16 protein-coding genes are annotated in these 17,757 nt (G+C 69.4%); 12 read left to right on the forward strand and 4 right to left on the reverse strand.

The window, feature by feature from the left end; genetic code table 11:
* Positions 1 to 149 precede the first annotated feature (149 nt).
* From ACIBH2_RS28390 to ACIBH2_RS28410, 5 genes are all read left to right on the forward strand, one after another.
* A complete protein-coding gene (locus ACIBH2_RS28390; protein WP_397122822.1) occupies positions 150 to 719 on the forward strand; it encodes an NADPH-dependent FMN reductase in 570 nt (189 codons plus the stop codon).
* Between the two features lie 63 nt (positions 720 to 782).
* Positions 783 to 3,581 (forward strand): AAA family ATPase, encoded by a 2,799-nt coding sequence (locus ACIBH2_RS28395; RefSeq protein WP_397122824.1) that lies wholly within the window; start codon positions 783 to 785, stop codon positions 3,579 to 3,581.
* Positions 3,582 to 3,788: 207 nt separating this feature from the next.
* Complete coding sequence (locus ACIBH2_RS28400) at positions 3,789 to 6,239, forward strand: nitrate- and nitrite sensing domain-containing protein (protein WP_397122826.1); 2,451 nt, start codon at positions 3,789 to 3,791, stop codon at positions 6,237 to 6,239.
* A 21-nt stretch (positions 6,240 to 6,260) separates the two neighbouring features.
* Positions 6,261 to 6,677 carry a roadblock/LC7 domain-containing protein gene (locus ACIBH2_RS28405; protein ID WP_397122828.1) on the forward strand — a complete coding sequence of 139 codons (417 nt, stop codon included), beginning with the start codon at positions 6,261 to 6,263 and terminating at the stop codon, positions 6,675 to 6,677.
* Complete coding sequence (locus tag ACIBH2_RS28410; protein WP_397122830.1) at positions 6,674 to 7,048, forward strand: DUF742 domain-containing protein; 375 nt, start codon at positions 6,674 to 6,676, stop codon at positions 7,046 to 7,048. The genes ACIBH2_RS28405 and ACIBH2_RS28410 overlap by 4 nt, the downstream gene beginning before the upstream one ends.
* A 20-nt stretch (positions 7,049 to 7,068) precedes the next feature.
* On the opposite strand, the gene ACIBH2_RS28415 is transcribed toward ACIBH2_RS28410, so the two are convergent.
* Complete coding sequence (locus ACIBH2_RS28415; RefSeq protein WP_397122832.1) at positions 7,069 to 9,024, reverse strand: GMC family oxidoreductase N-terminal domain-containing protein; 1,956 nt, start codon at positions 9,022 to 9,024, stop codon at positions 7,069 to 7,071.
* Positions 9,025 to 9,265: 241 nt separating this feature from the next.
* Between ACIBH2_RS28415 and ACIBH2_RS28420 the strand changes: the two genes are divergently transcribed.
* The 6 genes from ACIBH2_RS28420 (at position 9,266) to ACIBH2_RS28445 (ending at position 13,949) form a co-directional block, all read left to right on the forward strand.
* Positions 9,266 to 10,081, forward strand: coding sequence for an ABC transporter permease (locus ACIBH2_RS28420; protein ID WP_397122834.1), 816 nt, complete (start codon positions 9,266 to 9,268; stop codon positions 10,079 to 10,081).
* Positions 10,057 to 10,815: an ABC transporter ATP-binding protein gene (locus ACIBH2_RS28425; RefSeq protein WP_397122836.1), complete on the forward strand. Its 759-nt coding sequence runs from the start codon at positions 10,057 to 10,059 to the stop codon at positions 10,813 to 10,815. The genes ACIBH2_RS28420 and ACIBH2_RS28425 overlap by 25 nt, the downstream gene beginning before the upstream one ends.
* Positions 10,812 to 11,813 (forward strand): ABC transporter substrate-binding protein, encoded by a 1,002-nt coding sequence (locus ACIBH2_RS28430; protein ID WP_397122838.1) that lies wholly within the window; start codon positions 10,812 to 10,814, stop codon positions 11,811 to 11,813. The genes ACIBH2_RS28425 and ACIBH2_RS28430 overlap by 4 nt, the downstream gene beginning before the upstream one ends.
* A gap of 16 nt (positions 11,814 to 11,829) precedes the next feature.
* Complete coding sequence (locus tag ACIBH2_RS28435; protein WP_397122840.1) at positions 11,830 to 12,975, forward strand: LLM class flavin-dependent oxidoreductase; 1,146 nt, start codon at positions 11,830 to 11,832, stop codon at positions 12,973 to 12,975.
* Between the two features lie 144 nt (positions 12,976 to 13,119).
* A complete protein-coding gene (locus ACIBH2_RS28440) occupies positions 13,120 to 13,479 on the forward strand; it encodes a methyltransferase dimerization domain-containing protein (RefSeq protein ID WP_397122842.1) in 360 nt (119 codons plus the stop codon).
* Positions 13,480 to 13,517: 38 nt separating this feature from the next.
* Positions 13,518 to 13,949 carry a helix-turn-helix domain-containing protein gene (locus tag ACIBH2_RS28445; RefSeq protein WP_397122844.1) on the forward strand — a complete coding sequence of 144 codons (432 nt, stop codon included), beginning with the start codon at positions 13,518 to 13,520 and terminating at the stop codon, positions 13,947 to 13,949.
* 21 nt (positions 13,950 to 13,970) lie between these two features.
* On the opposite strand, the gene ACIBH2_RS28450 is transcribed toward ACIBH2_RS28445, so the two are convergent.
* A complete protein-coding gene (locus ACIBH2_RS28450) occupies positions 13,971 to 14,663 on the reverse strand; it encodes a hypothetical protein (RefSeq protein WP_397122846.1) in 693 nt (230 codons plus the stop codon).
* Between the two features lie 108 nt (positions 14,664 to 14,771).
* Positions 14,772 to 15,350 carry an HhH-GPD-type base excision DNA repair protein gene (locus ACIBH2_RS28455; RefSeq protein WP_397122848.1) on the reverse strand — a complete coding sequence of 193 codons (579 nt, stop codon included), beginning with the start codon at positions 15,348 to 15,350 and terminating at the stop codon, positions 14,772 to 14,774.
* 71 nt (positions 15,351 to 15,421) lie between these two features.
* Between ACIBH2_RS28455 and ACIBH2_RS28460 the strand changes: the two genes are divergently transcribed.
* A complete protein-coding gene (locus ACIBH2_RS28460; protein WP_397123085.1) occupies positions 15,422 to 16,264 on the forward strand; it encodes a methyltransferase domain-containing protein in 843 nt (280 codons plus the stop codon).
* Positions 16,265 to 16,395: 131 nt separating this feature from the next.
* On the opposite strand, the gene ACIBH2_RS28465 is transcribed toward ACIBH2_RS28460, so the two are convergent.
* Entirely contained in the window at positions 16,396 to 17,691 is a 1,296-nt protein-coding gene (locus ACIBH2_RS28465) for an aminotransferase class I/II-fold pyridoxal phosphate-dependent enzyme (RefSeq protein WP_397122850.1), read from the reverse strand.
* Positions 17,692 to 17,757 lie beyond the last annotated feature (66 nt).

The raw sequence follows: 17,757 nt of genomic DNA on the forward strand, positions 1-17,757 counted from the left end.
TCGAACGACCTGGTTCGGCGGGGCGGCGGCGACCCCGGTCACCGGCGAGGTGGAAACCAGGTCATTCGACAGAGGCGGGTGCGGGGATCGGCTTCCTAGCGTGGGGGCATCGGTATTCGCCGATTCCGAATCGCTCGTCAGGAGATGCCATGTCCCCCAACCCCTTGCGCGTAGCCGTGATCATCGCCAGCACCCGCAGCGGACGCTTCGGTCCCACCGTCGCCCACTGGTTCGCCGGGGCCGCCGCCGCACACGAGGACGTGGATGTCGACCTCGTCGACCTGGCCGACCATCCCGTCCCCCTGGAGCTGGGCGGCGACCCCGACCCCGAGATGGCCGACCTCACCGCCCGCCTGGACGCCGCCGATGCGTTCGTCGTCGTGACCCCCGAGTACAACCACAGCTTCCCCGCCCCGCTCAAAGCCGCCATCGACTGGCACTACCACCAGTGGCAGGCCAAACCGGTCGGGTTCGTCTCCTACGGCGGCCTGGCCGGTGGCCTCCGCGCCGTCGAACAACTCCGCCAGATCTTCGCCGAACTCCACGCCGTCACCGTCCGCGACACCGTCAGCTTCCACAACGCGTGGGACAAGTTCGGCCCGGACGGCACCCCGCTCGACCCCGCCACCGCGATCGCCGCCAAAACCATGCTGAACCAATTGACCTGGTGGGCGCATACATTGCGGGACGGCCGCGCGGCGCGGCCGTACGCCGGATGATCGAGCCTCCGCCCGGCCGATCGGGCGCGGGTCACAGCTGGCCGCGCCGTAGAGTCGGACAACGTGTTCTACGGTCGCAGCGCGGAGATTGCCGCTATCGAGAGCCTGCTCATCGAGGCCGCGGCCGGGCGGGCCGGGATTGTCGTGGTGCGCGGCGAGGCCGGGATCGGGAAGTCGGCGCTGCTGGCCCAGATCGCGGCGAAGGCCACCGCCGCAGACGGGTCGCCGGGGTTTCGGGTGCTGCGGGCGAGCGGGACCGAGGCCGAGAGCGAGCTGCCCTTCGCCGGATTGCATCTGCTGCTCGGGCGGCAGCGGCTCGACGGGTTGCCGCAGGCGCAGGCGGAGGCATTGCGGGCGGCCTTGGACACCGGGGAGGGGCGCGGGAACCGGTTCCTGGTGGGCGCGGCCACGCTGACGCTGCTCGCCGAACTGGCCGAGGAGCAGCCGCTGCTCTGCCTGGTCGACGATGCGCAGTGGCTCGACCGGGCCTCGCTGGACGCGCTGCTGTTCGCTATCCGCCGCCTCGATGCCGAGCGGGTCGCGGTGGTGCTGGCCGTGCGCGACGATCGGCTGCCCGAACTTCAGCAGCTCGACGCCACCGAATTGGTGCTGACCGGGCTCGACGAGAACGATGCGCGGGCGCTGCTGGACGCGCGGCATCGGGACCTGCCCGCCGCGACCGCGCGGTGGGTGGTGCGCGAGTCGCAGGGCAATCCGCTCGCGCTGCACATACTTCCGACCGTGCGGCTGCCCGAGCAGATGTACGCCTCGCCCTATCGCCGCACCGATGCGCCGCATCGCATCGAATGCGCCTTCGCCGAGCAGCTCGCCGCACTCCCCCGCACCACCAGGGACCTCGTCTTGGTAGCCGCCGCCGACGGCTCGGGTGAGGCCGCGGTGATCCGCGCGGCCGCGGCGCGCTTCGAGGCCACCGACGACGATCTCGCCGCCGCCGAACAGGCGGGCCTGCTCACTCTCGACGGTGCCCGAATCCTGTTCCGGCACCCCTTGATTCGGGCCGCCGCCTATCACGACGCGACGCCCGCGCACCGGCGCGAGGCCCACCTCGCCCTCGCCGACGCTCTCGGCGCGACCGCGCCTCGGACCTCGCACCCGCACTATCTCCCCGCCGGATGGGGTGCCGTAGCGGCACCGGAGACCGCATCGCCCGTCACCCTCGACGAGGTGCGCCGCGCCTGGCATCTCGCCGCGGCCGCCACGGGTCCGGACGAAACCGCCGCCACCGCACTGGAACACGCGGCCTGCCACGCCCGCGCCCGCGGCGGATTGGCCGAAGTCGTCGCCGCCTACGAGCGATCGGCGGAGTTGAGCGTCGAGCCGTCGGACCGCGGCCGCCGCGAAGCCGCCGCCGCACAGGCGGCCGCCGATGCCGGAAACCTGGACCGTGCGGCGGAATTGGCGCAACGGGCGCTGGTCACGATGCCGGACGCACCCGTCCTGGCCTGGCTGGTCGCACTGCAAGCCGCCATCGCTCGCGAACAGGACCGCCCCCGCGTCGCGTACCGCACCCTGACCACGGCCGCCGCCGCCAGCGCGGGGAGCGATCCGGAAACCGCCGGATACCTGCTCTTCCAGGCCGCCGAATCCGCGTGGAGCGCGGGCGATCTGGCGACCGTCGGCCAGACCGCGGCACAGGCCGAACGGCTCGGACTGCCCGGCGCGGAACGCATTCGGGCCTTGGCCGACCTCGTCGGCGCACTCAATATGGAGCCCGGGAGCCAACACCGCGGCGTGACGGCCCTGCGCACCCTCGTGCGCGATGTCGCGCCGGACCGTTTCGCCGATCGCGCGCAGCTGGTGCACTGGCATCTGCTGCTCGGTGAGGTCGCGACCGTTCGCGATCTCGCCGCCGCCCTGGAGGAGGACTGCCGACGCGACGGCGCGCTCGGCGTGCTGGGCCGCGCCCTCTGGCTGCGTGCCCGCGCCGAGATTCTGCTCGGCCACTTCAGCCGCGCCACCGCCGCCGCCACCGAGGGGCTGCGCCTGGCCGCCGACACCGGGCACCGCGTGGTGGCGATCAATCAGGCCACCACCCTGGCCCACCTCGCCGCCCTGCGCGGCGACGAAGCGACCTGCCGCCAGCTGACGGCGGAGCCGCTGGCACGCGGAATCGCCCCGGGCACAGTGCATGCCGAGACGGCGCTGGCCGTGCTGGACCTCGGCCTGGGTCGACCGGAGGCGACCTTCGACCGCCTCTCGACCATGCTGTCGGGGGCCAACCGCCACGGCGCCACGGCGAGCCTGCCCGATCTCATCGAGGCGGCCCACCGCATCGACCGCCCCGACGCCGCGCGCGATGCTCTCGCCGCCTACGAGAACTGGGCCGAGCACGTGGGCCACGCGTGGGCGCGGGCCATCGCGCGGCGCTGCCGCGCCCTGCTCACCCCCGGCGCGGCGGCCGCGCAACACTTCGACGCGGCCCTCGAAACCCACTACACCAGTTCGGAATACGCCTTCGACCGCGCCCGTACCGAATTGCTCTACGGCGAATGGCTGCGCCGTGAGCAGCGCCGCGCGGACGCCCGCCGCCATCTGCGCGCCGCCGTGGAGACCTTCGAACATCTCGACGCGCGCCCGTGGGCGGACCGGGCGCGCAACGAATTGCGTGCCACCGGTGAGACGCTCGCCGCCAAGACGGATGCGAACCCGCTCAACCACCTCACGCCGCAGGAATTGCAGACGGTACAGCTGGCGGCGGAGGGCCTGTCCAACAAGGAGATCGGCGCACGCCTGTTCCTGAGTCCACGCACCGTCGGCTACCACCTGTCCAACGCCTACCCCAAACTCGGCATCACCTCGCGGCGGGAACTGGGCCGGTTCGACGACCTGACTCGGCACTGACGGCAACCTCGCGGCAGGGCTGGCTCGGCCACCCCGAATCGGTTGGAGTTGCTTGGAATTCGCTGCTATCCCGGTTAACGGGATAGCTGGTTGCGTCGGGATCTTTCCGTTACTCTTTCGACGAGAAAGTGTGACATTGCGCTCATTTCAGAGCCAAATGCTATTGATCGGGGCGCGCGGCAGCGTTCGGGAGCAGGAAGATCTACTGTGAGCGGTTGGCAGAACCTGCGCAAAACTCTTGCCGGGCAATCATCTTCGGGCGGACTGCGCGGACGCATCGGCGTCCGGACGCGACTGCTGTCGATCGTGCTCATCTCGAGCGTCACGCTGCTGGCCATCGGCGGCGGCGCGGCCGTGTATCTGGTGGACGACGCACAGGCCTCCAAGGAATGGGCCGAGCTGGCCAGCAGTACCACCAGTCCGGCCATCCTCATGGTCTCCGCCTTCGAAGAGGAGCGCCGCCTCTCGCTGCTGCGCCTGGCGGGCGATGCCGACGTGGTGCCGAATCTGGTCGCCGCACGCCAGAATTCGGATGCGGCGCTGGCCGCGGTCATGGAAAAGGGCGATGCCGCCCGCAAACTCAATCCGGACGGCTCCGCCTCGGATATCGAGGGCTACAACAAACTCTTCAATATGGTCCCGACGCTGCGCAGCGGTGTGGACGCGGTCCAGGTGCCCGCCGATCAGGTCTTCGGCTTCTTCACGGCGGTGATCGGAACGATCATCTCGGCCTCCATGCTGGCCGCCCGTGTCGCCCCGGATGCCGCGGTCGCCATCGAATTGGGTTATGGCGTCGAGCCGTTGCGCGCCGCCGAGGCGCTCTCGCAGGCCGACACCATGGGCGCGGTGGCCCTGACCACCGGTGAGTTCACCGCCGCGCAATTGCTCGAATTCTCCCATCGCGTCGGTGAATTCCGCGATCAGGTGGCCTATTCCGCGACCGTCCTGAAGGGCATCCGGCTCGAACAGCTCAATGCCATCACCACCAGCCCGGCCTGGCAGCAGGTCACGTCCATGCAGGATGCCCTGCTGTTGCGCGGGGTCTTCGGCGCGAGCGCCGAGACGGCCGACACCAAGTCCGCCAACGCCAAGTCCGACCCGAAAACCGAACTCCCCCTGGACCTCGCGACCTGGCAGCAAGCCACCGCGCAGATCAACACGGCGCTGCAGAAGCTGTGGGAGGACCAGAGCCGCGACGCCCACGACATCGCCCGCGCACAGGGGGCGGAGGCGACCCGCAACGCCCTGCTCGGCGGCGCGGCGGTCCTGCTGATCGCCACCATCGCCTTCGTCCTGGCGCTGCTGCTGGCCAACCGGTTCATCGGCCGCATGCGCCAATTGCGCCGCGCCACCCTGGAATTGGCCGATGAGCGCATGCCCGACCTGATTCGCCGACTGGGCGCGGGCGAGGGTATCGAGAACGAGGCCGATATGGCCCGGCTGGACTTCGGCACCGACGAACTCGGCCACGTGGCCGACGCCTTCAACCGCGCCCACGTCGCCGCCGTCTCGGCGGCGGTCGCGGAGGCCAAGACGCGCAATGGCATCAACGCGGTCTTCCTCAATATCGCCCACCGCAGTCAGGTGGTGGTGCACCGCCAGCTCGCCCTGCTGGACCGGGCCGAGCGCGAGGAGACCAATGCCGATCAGCTCGAATTGCTGTTCCAGCTCGACCATCTCGCCACTCGCGCGCGCCGCAATGCCGAGAACCTGATCATTCTCGGCGGTGAGCAGCCGGGCCGCCGCTGGCGCAATCCGGTGCTGCTCATCGATCTGGTGCGCGGCGCGGTCGCGGAGAGCCTCGACTACACCCGGCTGACCACCGGGCGCATGCCCGAAGTGCGCGTCTCCAGCCATGCCGTGGCCGATGTGATCCACCTGCTGGCCGAGCTCATGGACAATGCCACCGCCTATTCGCCGCCGGAATCGCCGGTGGGCGTCTCCGCCGTCGTGGTCGGCCGGGGCGTGGCCATCGAGATCTCCGATCAGGGGCTGGGCATGTCGGTGGAGGAGTTCGCCGAGCGCAATGCCATGCTCGCCGATCCACCGGACTTCAGCGTGGCGACGCTGTCCAGCGATACCCGGCTGGGGCTCTTCGTGGTCGCGAAACTGGCGGCCCGCCATGGTGTTTCGGTGCGACTGACGGAATCGGACTACGGCGGCGTGCGCGCGGTGGTCCTGGTTCCGACCGCCATCATGGAGCACACCCCCGCACTGGACGCCGGGAGCGACGGCGGTCCGGACCCCATCGAACCGAGTTTCCCCGTGCGGCGGGTTTCCGAGCGCCTCGGGGCGGCCGAGCCGGTCACACGGGTCTCCGAGCGGGTCGACGTGGCGGAGCGGATCGACGTCGCCGAACGGGCCGAGTTGCCCGAGCGCGCGCCGGAGCTGCCCACCCCGCCGTGGGTGACGCCGCAGGCTCCCCTCGCACCGCCCGCCGCACCGGTGCAGCCCGCGCCACATGCCCAGGGCGACCGCCCGGAGCTACCGCGCCGACGCCGCCAGTCCGATCCGGAGGTGAGCGTCGAACCCACCACGCCCGCCCCGGCCCGGCAGCGCACCGCCGAGGAGGCCCGCAATCTCATCAGCGCGATCGCCCAAGGCACCCGCCAGGGTCGCCGCAAGCCCGCCGACAACGGTTGGCCCCCAATCCATTAACTCCTCGACGAGAAGGCGACAATGACCACTTCCCAGCGTATCGACCTCGGCTGGCTGCTCGACGAACTGGTCAACGGGCTGCCCGACGCGCAGTCGTCGGTCCTGCTCTCCTCCGACGGCCTGCTGCTCGGCTTCTCGGCCGGAATGGACCGCGCCGACGCCGAGCGCTTCGGCGCGATGGCCTCGGCGCTGCACAGCCTGGCCCGCAGCGCCGGTCACCATTTCAAGGCCGGTGGCGTCTGCCAGACGGTGGTGGAACTCGACCACGCCGTCCTGTTCATCACGGCGGCCGGGACCAATGCCTGTCTCGCGCTGTTGGCCGGGGAGAACGCCGATATGGGCATGGTGGCCTACGAGATGAATCAAACCGTCCAGCGGGTCGGCACCCACCTGTCGGTCGACCCCCGACCCACCGCGGGTGTCCCGCAACGGCCATGAACGACCGGCGCGAACACTGGTACGAGGAGGACGCGGGCCCACTCGTCCGCCTCTACGCGGTGACTCGGGGCCGCGGCCAGGCACAACGGCCCGAGCTGAACATGGCGACGCTGGTGGTCGACGCCCACCGGGGCGCGGCCATGCGGCGCACCGAACCGGAGTACGCCGCCATTGTCGCGATGTGTCACACCCCGCTGTCGGTCGCGGAGGTCTCGGCGCATCTGCGTCTGCCGCTCACCCTGACCAAAGTGCTCATCGGCGATCTCATCGACGACGGGCGGCTGATCTTCCGGTCGCCGCCGACGACCACCGGCGCCAGATCCGACATGGGTGTGCTGCACGCCCTGCTGGAGGGCATCCGAGCGCTGTGACGGCACTCGGATGCCATCGCTCAACTCAGTTGGGCGGCAAGTCGTTTGGCATTCATGTAGCCGATCGCCTCGATGGTCACCATGGGGTTGACGCCCGGTGCGGTGGGGAAGCACGAACCATCGGCGACGACGATATTGGCGACGTCCCAGGTGGCCCCGTCCGGATTCACCGCCGATACGTCGGGCGAACCGCCCATGCGCGCGGAGCCCATGATGTGCAGTGCGCCCATGGCGCACTGGCCCGGCCCGTAGCCCGCGCTCTCGCAGGCCGCGTCGAACTCCTCGCGCGAACCGCGCACGCCGGGCTCGTAGGAGATGCCCGCCTGATGGCCGGAGAAGATGCGGCGCGCACCCGCGGCTTCGAGAATGCTTGCCGCGCCGACGATTCCGGTGTGCAAATGGGCGGCGTCGTAATCGGAGAGCCGGTACTTCACGATCGGCTCACCACTGCGATCGGTCTCGACCACACCCGGGTCGCGGTCGCGGGTGATGATGCCCACCGAATTCGTGCGCGCGAAATCGAGCATGGTGGTGCGGTAGCTCTGCGCACCGCGCCAGCTCATGAAGCCGGTGGCCAAACCCGGGTGCACCGGCCCGGTTTCGTAGATGACGCCGTAGCCCTTGCCGTCGAGATCGGCGTGCTGGCGACTGATCCGGGCCTGCAGCGCGCCCTCCCACGGCCGGATCTCCTCGTCGAAGACGCCGAAGACCGCCGCGGCGGGGTGCAGCCGCAGGTGTTTGCCGATGTTCTTGTTGCGCAGGCCCGAACGGTGCAGCAGGGCGGGGGTTTGCACGGCACCGGCGGCCACCACCACGGCGCGCGCCCGCACGGTGATCTCCACACCCTCGGAGGTGAGCGCCGCGACCGACTCGGCGCGACCGTTCTTGATCTCGATCTTGCGCACATTCGCGTCGACCACCAGCCGTGCCCCGTGCGCCTCCGCATCGGCCAGCCAGGTCTTGGTCGCGGACTGCTTCGCGCCGAGACGACAGCCGTAACCGCAACGGCCGCACTCGATTCCGGCGTCGCAGGCGTCGGACACATTGCGCGGCAAGGGATCCACATCCCAGCCCAGCGCCTTGGCGCCGCGCTCGAGCACGCTGTCGCGCGCGGAGAGCGGCGACCGGTCCCCGGTGACGCCGATGCGCTCGCCCACCACCTTCAGCGCGTCACCGAACTCGTCCTCGGCGAACTGCGGGGCGCCCAGCTCGGCCCATTCCTGCCGCACATGGTCGGGGGTGGGCAACGAGGTGCTCCAGTTGACCACCGTGCCACCGCCCAGGCAGGTACCGGCGACCAGGGTGATCTGTCCCTCGGCGGAACCCGCCGGGCCGGGCGCGTACAGCTTGGTCAGCGCATCGAGTTCACCCGCGCCGAAATCCTGGTCGTCGTAATAGTTTCCGCGTTCCAGCACCACCACGTCGAGACCGGACTCGGCGAGCACGGCCGCCGCCGCGCCGCCGCCCGCACCCGAGCCGACGACCACGACATCGCAAGTGAGCGTGGTGTTCTCGGTGTAGCGCGTCGGTGTCAGCGCGGGCCGCGGAGCCGACGGCAACGGCCCCGTGGGCGCGGGGTAGCCGATCTGTTTCCACAGCGGGTTCACCCCGGTGGGGCCGGGAGTGACGTTGTAGGACAACAGCGCTGCCTGTTTGAGCGCCTGGAAGATGGCCCGCACCGGCGCGAGCCCGGAATCGCCGAGCCGCAGCAGGGCCTTCTCGCGCTGCTCCGGCGACAGCGTGGAGAACTTGCGCGGGCCGTTGCCGGTGAGCAGACCCGTCAGCCGCGAATCCCACAGCCCCAGCAGCATGGCCAGCTGCTTCTTGTCCGCTTCCCGCGGGTTGCGGCCCAGAATCCGGAAAATCGTGTCGACCGCGCCCAGCTCCGTCGCCGCGGGCAGACTCAGCCCGTCGCCCGGCAGGAACGTATCGCAGATCATGCCCAGTGCGGCGCGCTGCTCGGCCGTTGGTTCCATGACGAATCCACCCTTCGTGACTACGGTGATTTCTACCACGCGGCGGTGAATTTTCGCTCACTATCAGCCGTGTTCACTTGGTGAAAGTTCCTCCACACGATGTGAATAGGGAATTACATCAGGTCGCGGCCCCGCGGCTCGTCGGGAGCCAGAATCATCGCGATTTCAACCGGTGTCCGTTCCCGGGCGAGCGCCGATCATCGGAGGGTCACCCATCCGGCATCTCCCCCGAGGTTTCGCCTTGCCCGCACTCGTTCAACGGCCCGACACCGGCCGCACCGTCCCACGGTCGGGGTTCCGGCCCGGCGGCGCGTGGCTGCGGCTGGTGAGTCCACTCGTCCTCGTCGCGGCCTGGCAGCTGGCCAGCTCCACCGGGGTCCTGCCCGAGCGGCTGTTGGCCGCGCCGACCACCGTCGTGGCGACCACCGTCGACCTGCTGCGCGACGGCACGCTCACCGATGCCGTCACGGTGTCGCTGCAACGCGCCGCGCTCGGCTTCGTCATCGGCGCGACCGCCGGTATCGGGCTCGCCGTCCTGGCCGGGTTGAGCCGGTTCGGCGAATACGCCATCGATCCGCCCATGCAGATGCTGCGCACGCTCCCCTTCTACGGCCTCATTCCGCTGCTCATCCTGTGGTTCGGCATCGGCGAACTGCCGAAGATCGCGCTGGTCGCCTTCGGTGTGTCGATTCCGCTGTACCTCAACACCTTTGCCGGAATCCGGGGCGTGGACGGCAAGCTCGCCGAGCTCGCCCGGGTGCAGCGGCTGAGCAAGCCCGCGCTGGTCCGCCACATCGTGCTGCCGGGCGCGCTGCCCCAAACCCTGGTCGGGCTGCGCCAGGCCCTCGGCGTGGCCTGGCTGGCGCTCATCGTCGCCGAACAGGTCAATGCCGACGCCGGACTCGGCTACCTCATCAACAATGCCCGGGATTTCCTGCGCACCGACGTGATCGTGGTGGGTCTGCTGGTCTACAGCGTGCTCGGCCTGATCACCGATGCGGCCGTCCGGCTGATCGAAAGGAGAGCGCTCGCATGGCGACGCGGATTCTTGAACTGACCGAGGAGGCGGCGGCCGCGCCCGCGCATCCGCCCGTGGCCCGAATTCACGGGCTGGGCAAGGCCTTCGGTGAACGGCAGGTGTTGACCGGTATCGACCTCGAGATCCAGCGCGGCGAATTCGTGGCACTGCTCGGGCGCAGCGGTTCGGGCAAGTCCACGCTGCTGCGCGCCCTCGCGGGGCTCGACGGCGAGCACACCGGCGAACTGGTCGTCTCCGGAGAGGTCGCCGTGGCGTTCCAGGAGCCGCGACTGGTGCCGTGGAAACGCGTGCTCGCCAATATCGCACTGGGACTGCGCCATTCGGATCCCAAGCGCGCGGCGCGGGCGGCGCTCGAGGAGGTCGGGTTGGGCGAGCGGGCCGAGGCCTGGCCGCTCACCCTCTCCGGCGGTGAGGCGCAACGCGCGTCGCTCGCCCGGGCATTGGTGCGCGAACCCGATCTGCTGCTGTTGGACGAACCCTTCAGCGCCCTGGACGCGCTGACGCGCATCACCATTCACAATCTGGTGCGCCAGCTGTGGACGCGCTATCGGCCCGGCGTCCTGCTGGTCACCCACGATGTGGACGAGGCGCTGCTGTTGGCCGATCGCGCCCTGGTCCTCGGTGACGGCCGGATCGCACACGAGATCCGCATCGACCTGCCGCGCCCGCGCCACCGCGACCATCCCGAATTCCTCGCGCTGCGCCGCGCTCTGCTCACCGAACTCGGTGTCTCCCCGGAAGGAACCGCATGACGTCGCGACGACTGCTCGCCGCCGCCCTCGCTCTCACGGCCGCCCTGGTAACCGCCTGCGGCAGTGGTGATTCCGTGGACGAGTCGGTGCGCGCCGACGGCACCGTGGATCTGTCCAAGGTGACGCTGCGCATCGGCGATCAGAAGGGCACCGGCACCCAGGCGCTGCTGGAGGCCGCGGGCGAACTGAAGGATATTCCGTACCGGATCGAGTGGTCGCAGTACACCTCCGGGCCGCCCATGCTGGAGGCCATCAACGCGGGCGCGGTCGATATCGGCGGCGTCGGCAACGCCCCACCGGTCTTCGCGGCGGCGGCCGGATCGAAGATCAAGATCGTCTCGGCGTATCGGGTGGGCACCAGCGGACAGGCCATCGTGGTACCGCCGAATTCGACGCTGCGCGCGCCGGAAGACCTGCGCGGCAAGAAGATCGCGGTGGCCAAGGGCAGCTCCGCCCACCATCACCTGCTGACCGTGCTGGACAAGGCCGGGTTGAGCTTCGACGATATCGAGCCGCAATACCTGCAACCCGCCGACGCGCTGGCGGCGCTCACCACCGGACGCGTCGACGCCTGGGCCATCTGGGATCCCTACACCGCGCAGGCGCAGCAGCAGGCGCAGGCGCGAATCCTGGTGGACGGCAAGGGCTATGTCGAGGGCGACGCCTTCTACGTGGCCGGTGACAAAGCCCTCGGCAAGACCGGCACCGCCACCGCACTGCGCGATCTGCTGGACCGGATCAAGCGCGCCCACACCTGGGTGAACGCCAATCCGGAGCCGTGGTCGCGCACCTTCGCCCAGCTCACCGGGTTGCCCTACGAGGTGGCGCACCAGTCCGTCACCCGGGAGCCGTACCGGGACCATCCGATCGACGATGCCACCATCGCCGCCGAACAGCGCGTCGCCGACATCTTCGCCGACGCCGATCTGGTGCCCGAGCGGGTCACCATCACCGACTTCATCGACACCCGGTTCAACGACCTCTACCCGCCCGCCTGAAACGGAGAAGACCCGAATGACGTTGTCGTTCCACTGGTTCCTGCCCACCTACGGTGACTCCCGCAACCTGGTCGCGGGCGGGCACGGCACCCCCATGTCGGGCGACCGGCCCGCCTCCCTGCGCTATCTGAACCAGATCGCGGGGGCGGCGGAGGAGAACGGTTTCGAATCCGTGCTCACGCCCACCGGCGCGTGGTGCGAGGACGCCTGGCTCACCACCGCCATGCTGGTGGAGACCACCCGCACCCTGAAATTCCTGGTGGCGCTGCGCCCCGGGCTCATCAGCCCCACCCTGGCCGCGCAGATGGCGGGCACCTTCCAACGGCACTCCGAGGGGCGACTGCTCGTCAATGTGGTGACCGGCGGCGAGAGCCACGAACAGCGCGCCTTCGGCGATCACCTCGACAAGGAGCAGCGCTACCGGCGCACCGGGGAATTCCTGGACGTGGTGCGCCAGCTCTGGCATTCGCGCGAGCCCATCAGCGTTGCGGGCGAACACATTCGGGTGGAGAACGCCCTGCTCACCAATCACCCCGACCCGGTGCCACCGATCTTCTTCGGCGGCTCGTCACAGGCGGCCGGTCCGGTCGCCGCCAAGTACGCCGACACCTATCTCACCTGGGGCGAACCACTTTTCGCGGTCTCCAAGAAGCTGGAGTGGATTCGCGGACTCGCCGTGGACCACGGCCGCACGCTCGACTACGGCCTGCGCATCCACGTCATCAGCCGTGACACCTCGGAGCAGGCGTGGGCGGAGGCCGACCGCCTGCTCGCCGGTATCGACCCCGCGGATGTCGAACGCGTACAGGCGAATCTGGCGCGCAGCGAATCCGAGGGCCAGCGTCGCATGACCGAACTCCACGGCGGCGACACCTCCCGCCTCGAGATCGCCCCCAACCTCTGGGCAGGCGTCGGCCTCGTCCGCGGCGGCGCGGGCACCGCCCTCGTAGGCTCCCACGAAGAGGTCGCCGACCGCCTCACCGAATACTCCCGCCTCGGCCTCCGCCACTTCATCCTCTCCGGCTACCCCCATGTGGAAGAGGCCTATTGGTTCGGCGAGGGCGTCCTCCCCATCCTCCGCCGCCGCGGCCTATGGCACCCGGAACGCCAAACTCCCCTCCGCCCCGCCGCCACCCCCTTCGCCGCCGCCTCCAGCAGCTGACCGCCCATACCTCCACACCTGCCCGCCAGCGCACTTGTGCGCTGGCGGGCAATAGTCGTGCGCGCATGGGCAATGAATCCGCGCACCGACCCGCCGAAGATGGTGAGCGACAAACGATTTCCCCGCACTCACCGAGGTGACGGTATGACCAAGCCCGACCTGGCCGACGCACCGGCCCGACTGTTCGATCTGATGCTCGGATCTTGGATCGCACAGGCCGTCGGCACGGCCGCCGACCTCGGCGTAGCGGACGCGCTGGCGGACGGACCGCGCCACGTGCGCGCCCTCGCCGCCGAACTCGATGCCGACCCCGACGCGCTGTATCGACTGTTGCGCGCACTCATCACCGTCGGGATCGTCACCGAAAAGCCCGGGCGCGGTTTCGAATCGACCGAACTTGCGCGGTCCGGGGCGGGTCGCTGCCGCTGCGGGCCGGGCGCGGGCCGCTGGAGGTTGTCCGGATTCCCGGTGATGACGGAATCGGCGCTCTCGCGTCCGGGCTGATCGGGCAGCTGCCGAGCCAGGTCGGCGAGCACAGTGCCGTGGTCGCCGACCGATTGAGTTCCGCCGTGGTCGATCTGGTGTCGGTGGCGCTGGCCGAGCGGACCGATTCGGCGCTTGTTCTCGGGTCCGAGGCTGGGCAGCGCACGCTGCTGCCGCGTATCCAGTCGTTCATCGACGAGCGGTTGGGCGATCCGGAGCTGTGTCCCGAGATGATCGCCGCCGCTCACCATATTTCGACGCGGTATCTGTACAAGCTGTTTCGTGCCGAGGGCTGTGGCGTGGCCGAGTGGATTCGCGGGCGCCGTCTGGAGCGGTGCCGGGCCGATCTGCTCGACCCGGCCGCGCGTGGGCGCACCGCGCATGCCATCGCCACCCGCTGGGGGTTCACCAGCCCGGCTCATTTCACGCGAATCTTTCGGCGTGCCTATGGTTTCCCGCCCGGCGAGTTCAGGATCCGGAATCAGGGCTGAGGCCACCGGGCGGGACGCGGATCACTTCGGGGGCAGGGGGGTGTTCACCGTGGTGAAGTACTGGACGGCGGCCGCGATCGCTACCGGGGCGGTGACGAAGATCTGGCCCGCGAGGGTGCCCAGGAAGCCGAAGGCGGCGGCACCGGCCAGGCATCCGGCGAGCGGGCCGGAGCCGAAGATGGTCAGCAGGGGGGCGGTGAGGGCGGCACCGGCCAGTGCGCCGCCGATGCAGCCCACGGCCGCGCCGCCGATGCCGCCGACCAGGGTGCCGATGGTGGCACCTGCGCTGATGGTGCTGGTCAGGCGGGTCCAGGCGGCGACTTCGCGCTCGTACTCCGACTTCCAGGGGGCCTGGTTCTCGAAGGGCAGCGCGACCGGCTTGTACTGTGCGTGCGCCTCGTCGAACTGCGGGGTCAAAGTGGCGGTGCGACCGCTGATCTCGGCGGCGATCGGAAATACGAAATCGTCCACGCGGAAGTTCAATTCGGTTCCGGCCACCACCGTGCCGTCGGCCGCTTTGACCTTGAATACGCCGTCCTCGACGGCCAGGGAACCGGCATCGGTCTTGATAACGGTGTGCTGCTCGGTATTGGTGGCGGTGTAATTGACCACCCCAGCATCGGTCTGCTCGGGGGCCGCGCCCGCCGTACCCGTGGCCGCACCCAGGGCCGCCACCACCAACGCCGCGACCGCGGCGAACTTCCTCATCCTCATGGAACCGCTTCCCTCGAAAAACACTGTCCGACAACTGACAGCGGTCAGCATCGAGCAAATGCGCGGACGCTTCGAGGGTAAAAACCAGCGAGATTCCGAAGCGGGGCGTTATCCCGCTTTCGCGGCCGCCTTCGCCTGCTTCTTGAATTCCCGTACCTGCGCCAGGGATTCGGCATCGGTGACATCGGCGACCGAGCGCCGGGAATCACGCTCGCCGTACGCGCCCGCGGCCTCACGCCAACCCTTGGCCTCGAAACCGCCCTGTTTTCCCAAGAGCGCCAGGAAGATTCGCGCCTTCTGATCACCGAAGCCAGGCAGGGCCTTGAGCCGCTTCAGCACTTCCTTGCCATCGGGATTCCCGTCGGTCCACAGCCCGGAGGTACGGCCGTCGTAGTGCTCGACAATGTAGCGGGCCAATTCCTGCACCCGGCGCGCCATCGACCGCCCGTAACGGTGAATGGCCGGAGGGGTGGCCCCCAACTCCTCGAATTCCGCCGGATCCGCCTGCGCGATGCGGTGGATATCGAAGCCACCCATGCGCTCGGCGATCTTCTGCGGTCCGCGGAACGCGTGTTCCATCGGGAACTGCTGATCCAGGGCCATTCCCACGAGCAATGCGAAATCGTCCGTGGAGAGCAGTTCGTCAGCTTTCGGGTCCTGCGCGATACACAGCTTCCGGGTCGCCATGTACAGCATCATCGCATTCGAAGAGAAATGGCGGGGGCAGCCGGGGTATGGTCGGCCGCATGCCTGACACTATGGCGTTCCCCACAGTGGGCTCCGTGCCGCATAACGGCACGCGGTCCGGGCTGGTTCCGGATCGGTTCGACAAGAACGGCCAAGATCAACTCGTTGATGTTCGCGACCTGCGCGCCGCGCTACCGGGAATCCGGAGCCTGCGCGGCTGGGCCCACGAGGCGCTCGCCCCGCGGCCCGGCGAGAGCGCACTCGATATCGGCTCCGGCACCGGCACCGAGGTGCTGGCCCTCGCCGAACGCGTCGGCCCCACCGGCACGGCCATGGGCGTGGAGCCCGATCCGCTGCTGCTGGCCAAGGCCGAGCGGCGCGCCGCCAACCACGGCTCCACCGCCAAATTCATCTCCGGCGACGCCTACGGGCTGCCGTTCGGCAACGACACCTTCGATGTGGCCCTGTGCGAGCGGGTGTTCCAGCACCTGACCTCCCCCGCCCGCGCGGTCGGCGAGATCGCCCGGGTGCTGAAGCCGGGCGGGCGCGTGGTGGTGATGGACAGCGACTGGGGCACCGCGATCGTCCATCCGGGCGACCGCAAGGTGGTGCACGAGGTCATCGAGACCATGATCGCCAGCACCACCAACCCCTTCGCCGGACGCAAACTGGCCGGACAGCTGACCCACGCCGGGCTGGTGGTCGACGACATCGGCTCGCACGCCCTGATCCAGGACCAGCGCGCCGGAGCCGGGGCCCTGGTCGCCCGCGTCGCCGATATGGCGGTGGCCCGCCGCGCCATCACCCAGGAGCAGCGCGACCAACTGGTCGCCGACCTGGAGGTCGGTGCCGCCTCGGGTGACATTCACCTGTCGGTGACCATTTTCGCCGTCCTGGCCCACAAACCCGCCTGAACACAGAGGACAAACGAAGAGGCGCGCACCGGAATCCGGTGCGCGCCTCGACATTTGGTGCGGTGTGACCGATGCGCTCCCGGGCGCGTCGGGCGGTCGCGCGCACCGCTCCGGTACGCGCGGAACGCGCCTTACTTACCGGCCTCGAGCAGCTTCTCGGTGGCGGCGAGCAGGACGCAGGTGGCCAGACCGTCCATGGCCTTCTCCAGCTCGGCCTCCTTGGGGAAGCTCGGCGCGATGCGAATGTTCTTGTCCTCCACGTCCTTTCCGTACGGGAAGGACGAACCGGCGGGGGTCAAGGCGATACCCGCGGCCTTGGCCAGCGACACCACGCGGCTCGCGGTGCCCTCCAGCACATCGAGGCTGATGAAGTACCCGCCCTTGGGCTCGGTCCACGACGCCACCTTGGACGCGCCGAGGCGGTCCTCCAGAATGCGCAGCACCAGTTTGAATTTCGGCTCCAGAATGGCGCGGTGCTTCTGCATGTGCGCGCGCACCCCGTCGGCATCCTGGAAGAAGCGCAGGTGCCGCAGCTGATTCACCTTGTCGGGGCCGATGCTCTTCTTGGCCGCGTACTTCAGGTACCAGTCCAGGTTGGCCGAGGCGGCGCCGAAGAAGCTCACCCCCGAACCCGCGAAGGTGATCTTCGAGGTGGAGGCGAAAACCAAGGGGCGGTTGGGATTTCCGGCGGCGGCCGCCATACCGAGCACATCCAGCACCGGATCGGCGGTATCAGTCAGCGGGTGCACCGCGTAGGCGTTGTCCCAGAACAGCCGGAAGTCCGGCGCCGCGGCGGGCATCGAGACCAGTTCCCGCACAACGTCTTCGGAGAAGGTGATGCCGGTCGGGTTGGAGTAGTTGGGCACCGCCCACAGACCCTTGATGGTCGGATCGGCGGCCAGCAGCTCCGCGATGGCGTGCACATCCGGCCCGTCGTGGCGCATGGGAATCGGAATCATCTCGAAGCCGAGCGACTCGGTGATCGCGAAGTGCCGGTCGTACCCGGGCGCGGGGCACAGGAACTTGCGCACCGGCTCCTGCGCCCACGGCCGCGGCGAATCCGGGGTGCCGTGCAGCATGGCGAAGGCGATCACATCGTGCATGAGCTCGAGGCTGGCGTTGTTGCCCGCCAGCAGGTTGTCCACCGGGATGCCGAGCAGTTCACCGAAGATGGCGCGCAGTTCGGGCAGCCCGTGCAGGCCGCCGTAGTTGCGCACATCGGTGCCGGTGCCGTCGCGGTAGTCCTCGATGCCCGGCAGCGACAGCAGATCCTTCGACAGGTCGAGCTGCTCGGGCGAGGGCTTGCCGCGGGTGATGTCCAGCGTCAACTTCTCGGTCTCGAGCTTCGCGTAGTTCGCGCTTTGCGTCTCGTGTTCCGACACGAGCTCCGCATGGCTCATCAAACCGATCTGCGTCTGCCGGGGCATCCTCGAGGCCTTTCCAACGGCGTGGGGTATTTGTCAGGGTCGCGGTAGCGGACCCAGCGCCCCACG

This window comes from Nocardia sp. NPDC050406 (assembly GCF_044459025.1).
GTDB lineage: Bacteria > Actinomycetota > Actinomycetes > Mycobacteriales > Mycobacteriaceae > Nocardia.

Bases quoted from the DNA above. Each gene is read 5' to 3' on its own strand.
- ACIBH2_RS28390 (WP_397122822.1), top strand. From the start codon at position 150: ATGTCCCCCAACCCCTTGCGCGTAGCCGTGATCATCGCCAGCACCCGC.
- ACIBH2_RS28405 (WP_397122828.1), top strand. From the start codon at position 6,261: ATGACCACTTCCCAGCGTATCGACCTCGGCTGGCTGCTCGACGAACTG.
- ACIBH2_RS28410 (WP_397122830.1), top strand. From the start codon at position 6,674: ATGAACGACCGGCGCGAACACTGGTACGAGGAGGACGCGGGCCCACTC.
- ACIBH2_RS28415 (WP_397122832.1), bottom strand. From the start codon at position 9,024: ATGGAACCAACGGCCGAGCAGCGCGCCGCACTGGGCATGATCTGCGAT.
- ACIBH2_RS28425 (WP_397122836.1), top strand. From the start codon at position 10,057: ATGGCGACGCGGATTCTTGAACTGACCGAGGAGGCGGCGGCCGCGCCC.
- ACIBH2_RS28430 (WP_397122838.1), top strand. From the start codon at position 10,812: ATGACGTCGCGACGACTGCTCGCCGCCGCCCTCGCTCTCACGGCCGCC.
- ACIBH2_RS28435 (WP_397122840.1), top strand. From the start codon at position 11,830: ATGACGTTGTCGTTCCACTGGTTCCTGCCCACCTACGGTGACTCCCGC.
- ACIBH2_RS28440 (WP_397122842.1), top strand. From the start codon at position 13,120: ATGACCAAGCCCGACCTGGCCGACGCACCGGCCCGACTGTTCGATCTG.
- ACIBH2_RS28450 (WP_397122846.1), bottom strand. From the start codon at position 14,663: ATGAGGATGAGGAAGTTCGCCGCGGTCGCGGCGTTGGTGGTGGCGGCC.
- ACIBH2_RS28455 (WP_397122848.1), bottom strand. From the start codon at position 15,350: ATGGCGACCCGGAAGCTGTGTATCGCGCAGGACCCGAAAGCTGACGAA.
- ACIBH2_RS28460 (WP_397123085.1), top strand. From the start codon at position 15,422: ATGGCGTTCCCCACAGTGGGCTCCGTGCCGCATAACGGCACGCGGTCC.
- ACIBH2_RS28465 (WP_397122850.1), bottom strand. From the start codon at position 17,691: ATGCCCCGGCAGACGCAGATCGGTTTGATGAGCCATGCGGAGCTCGTG.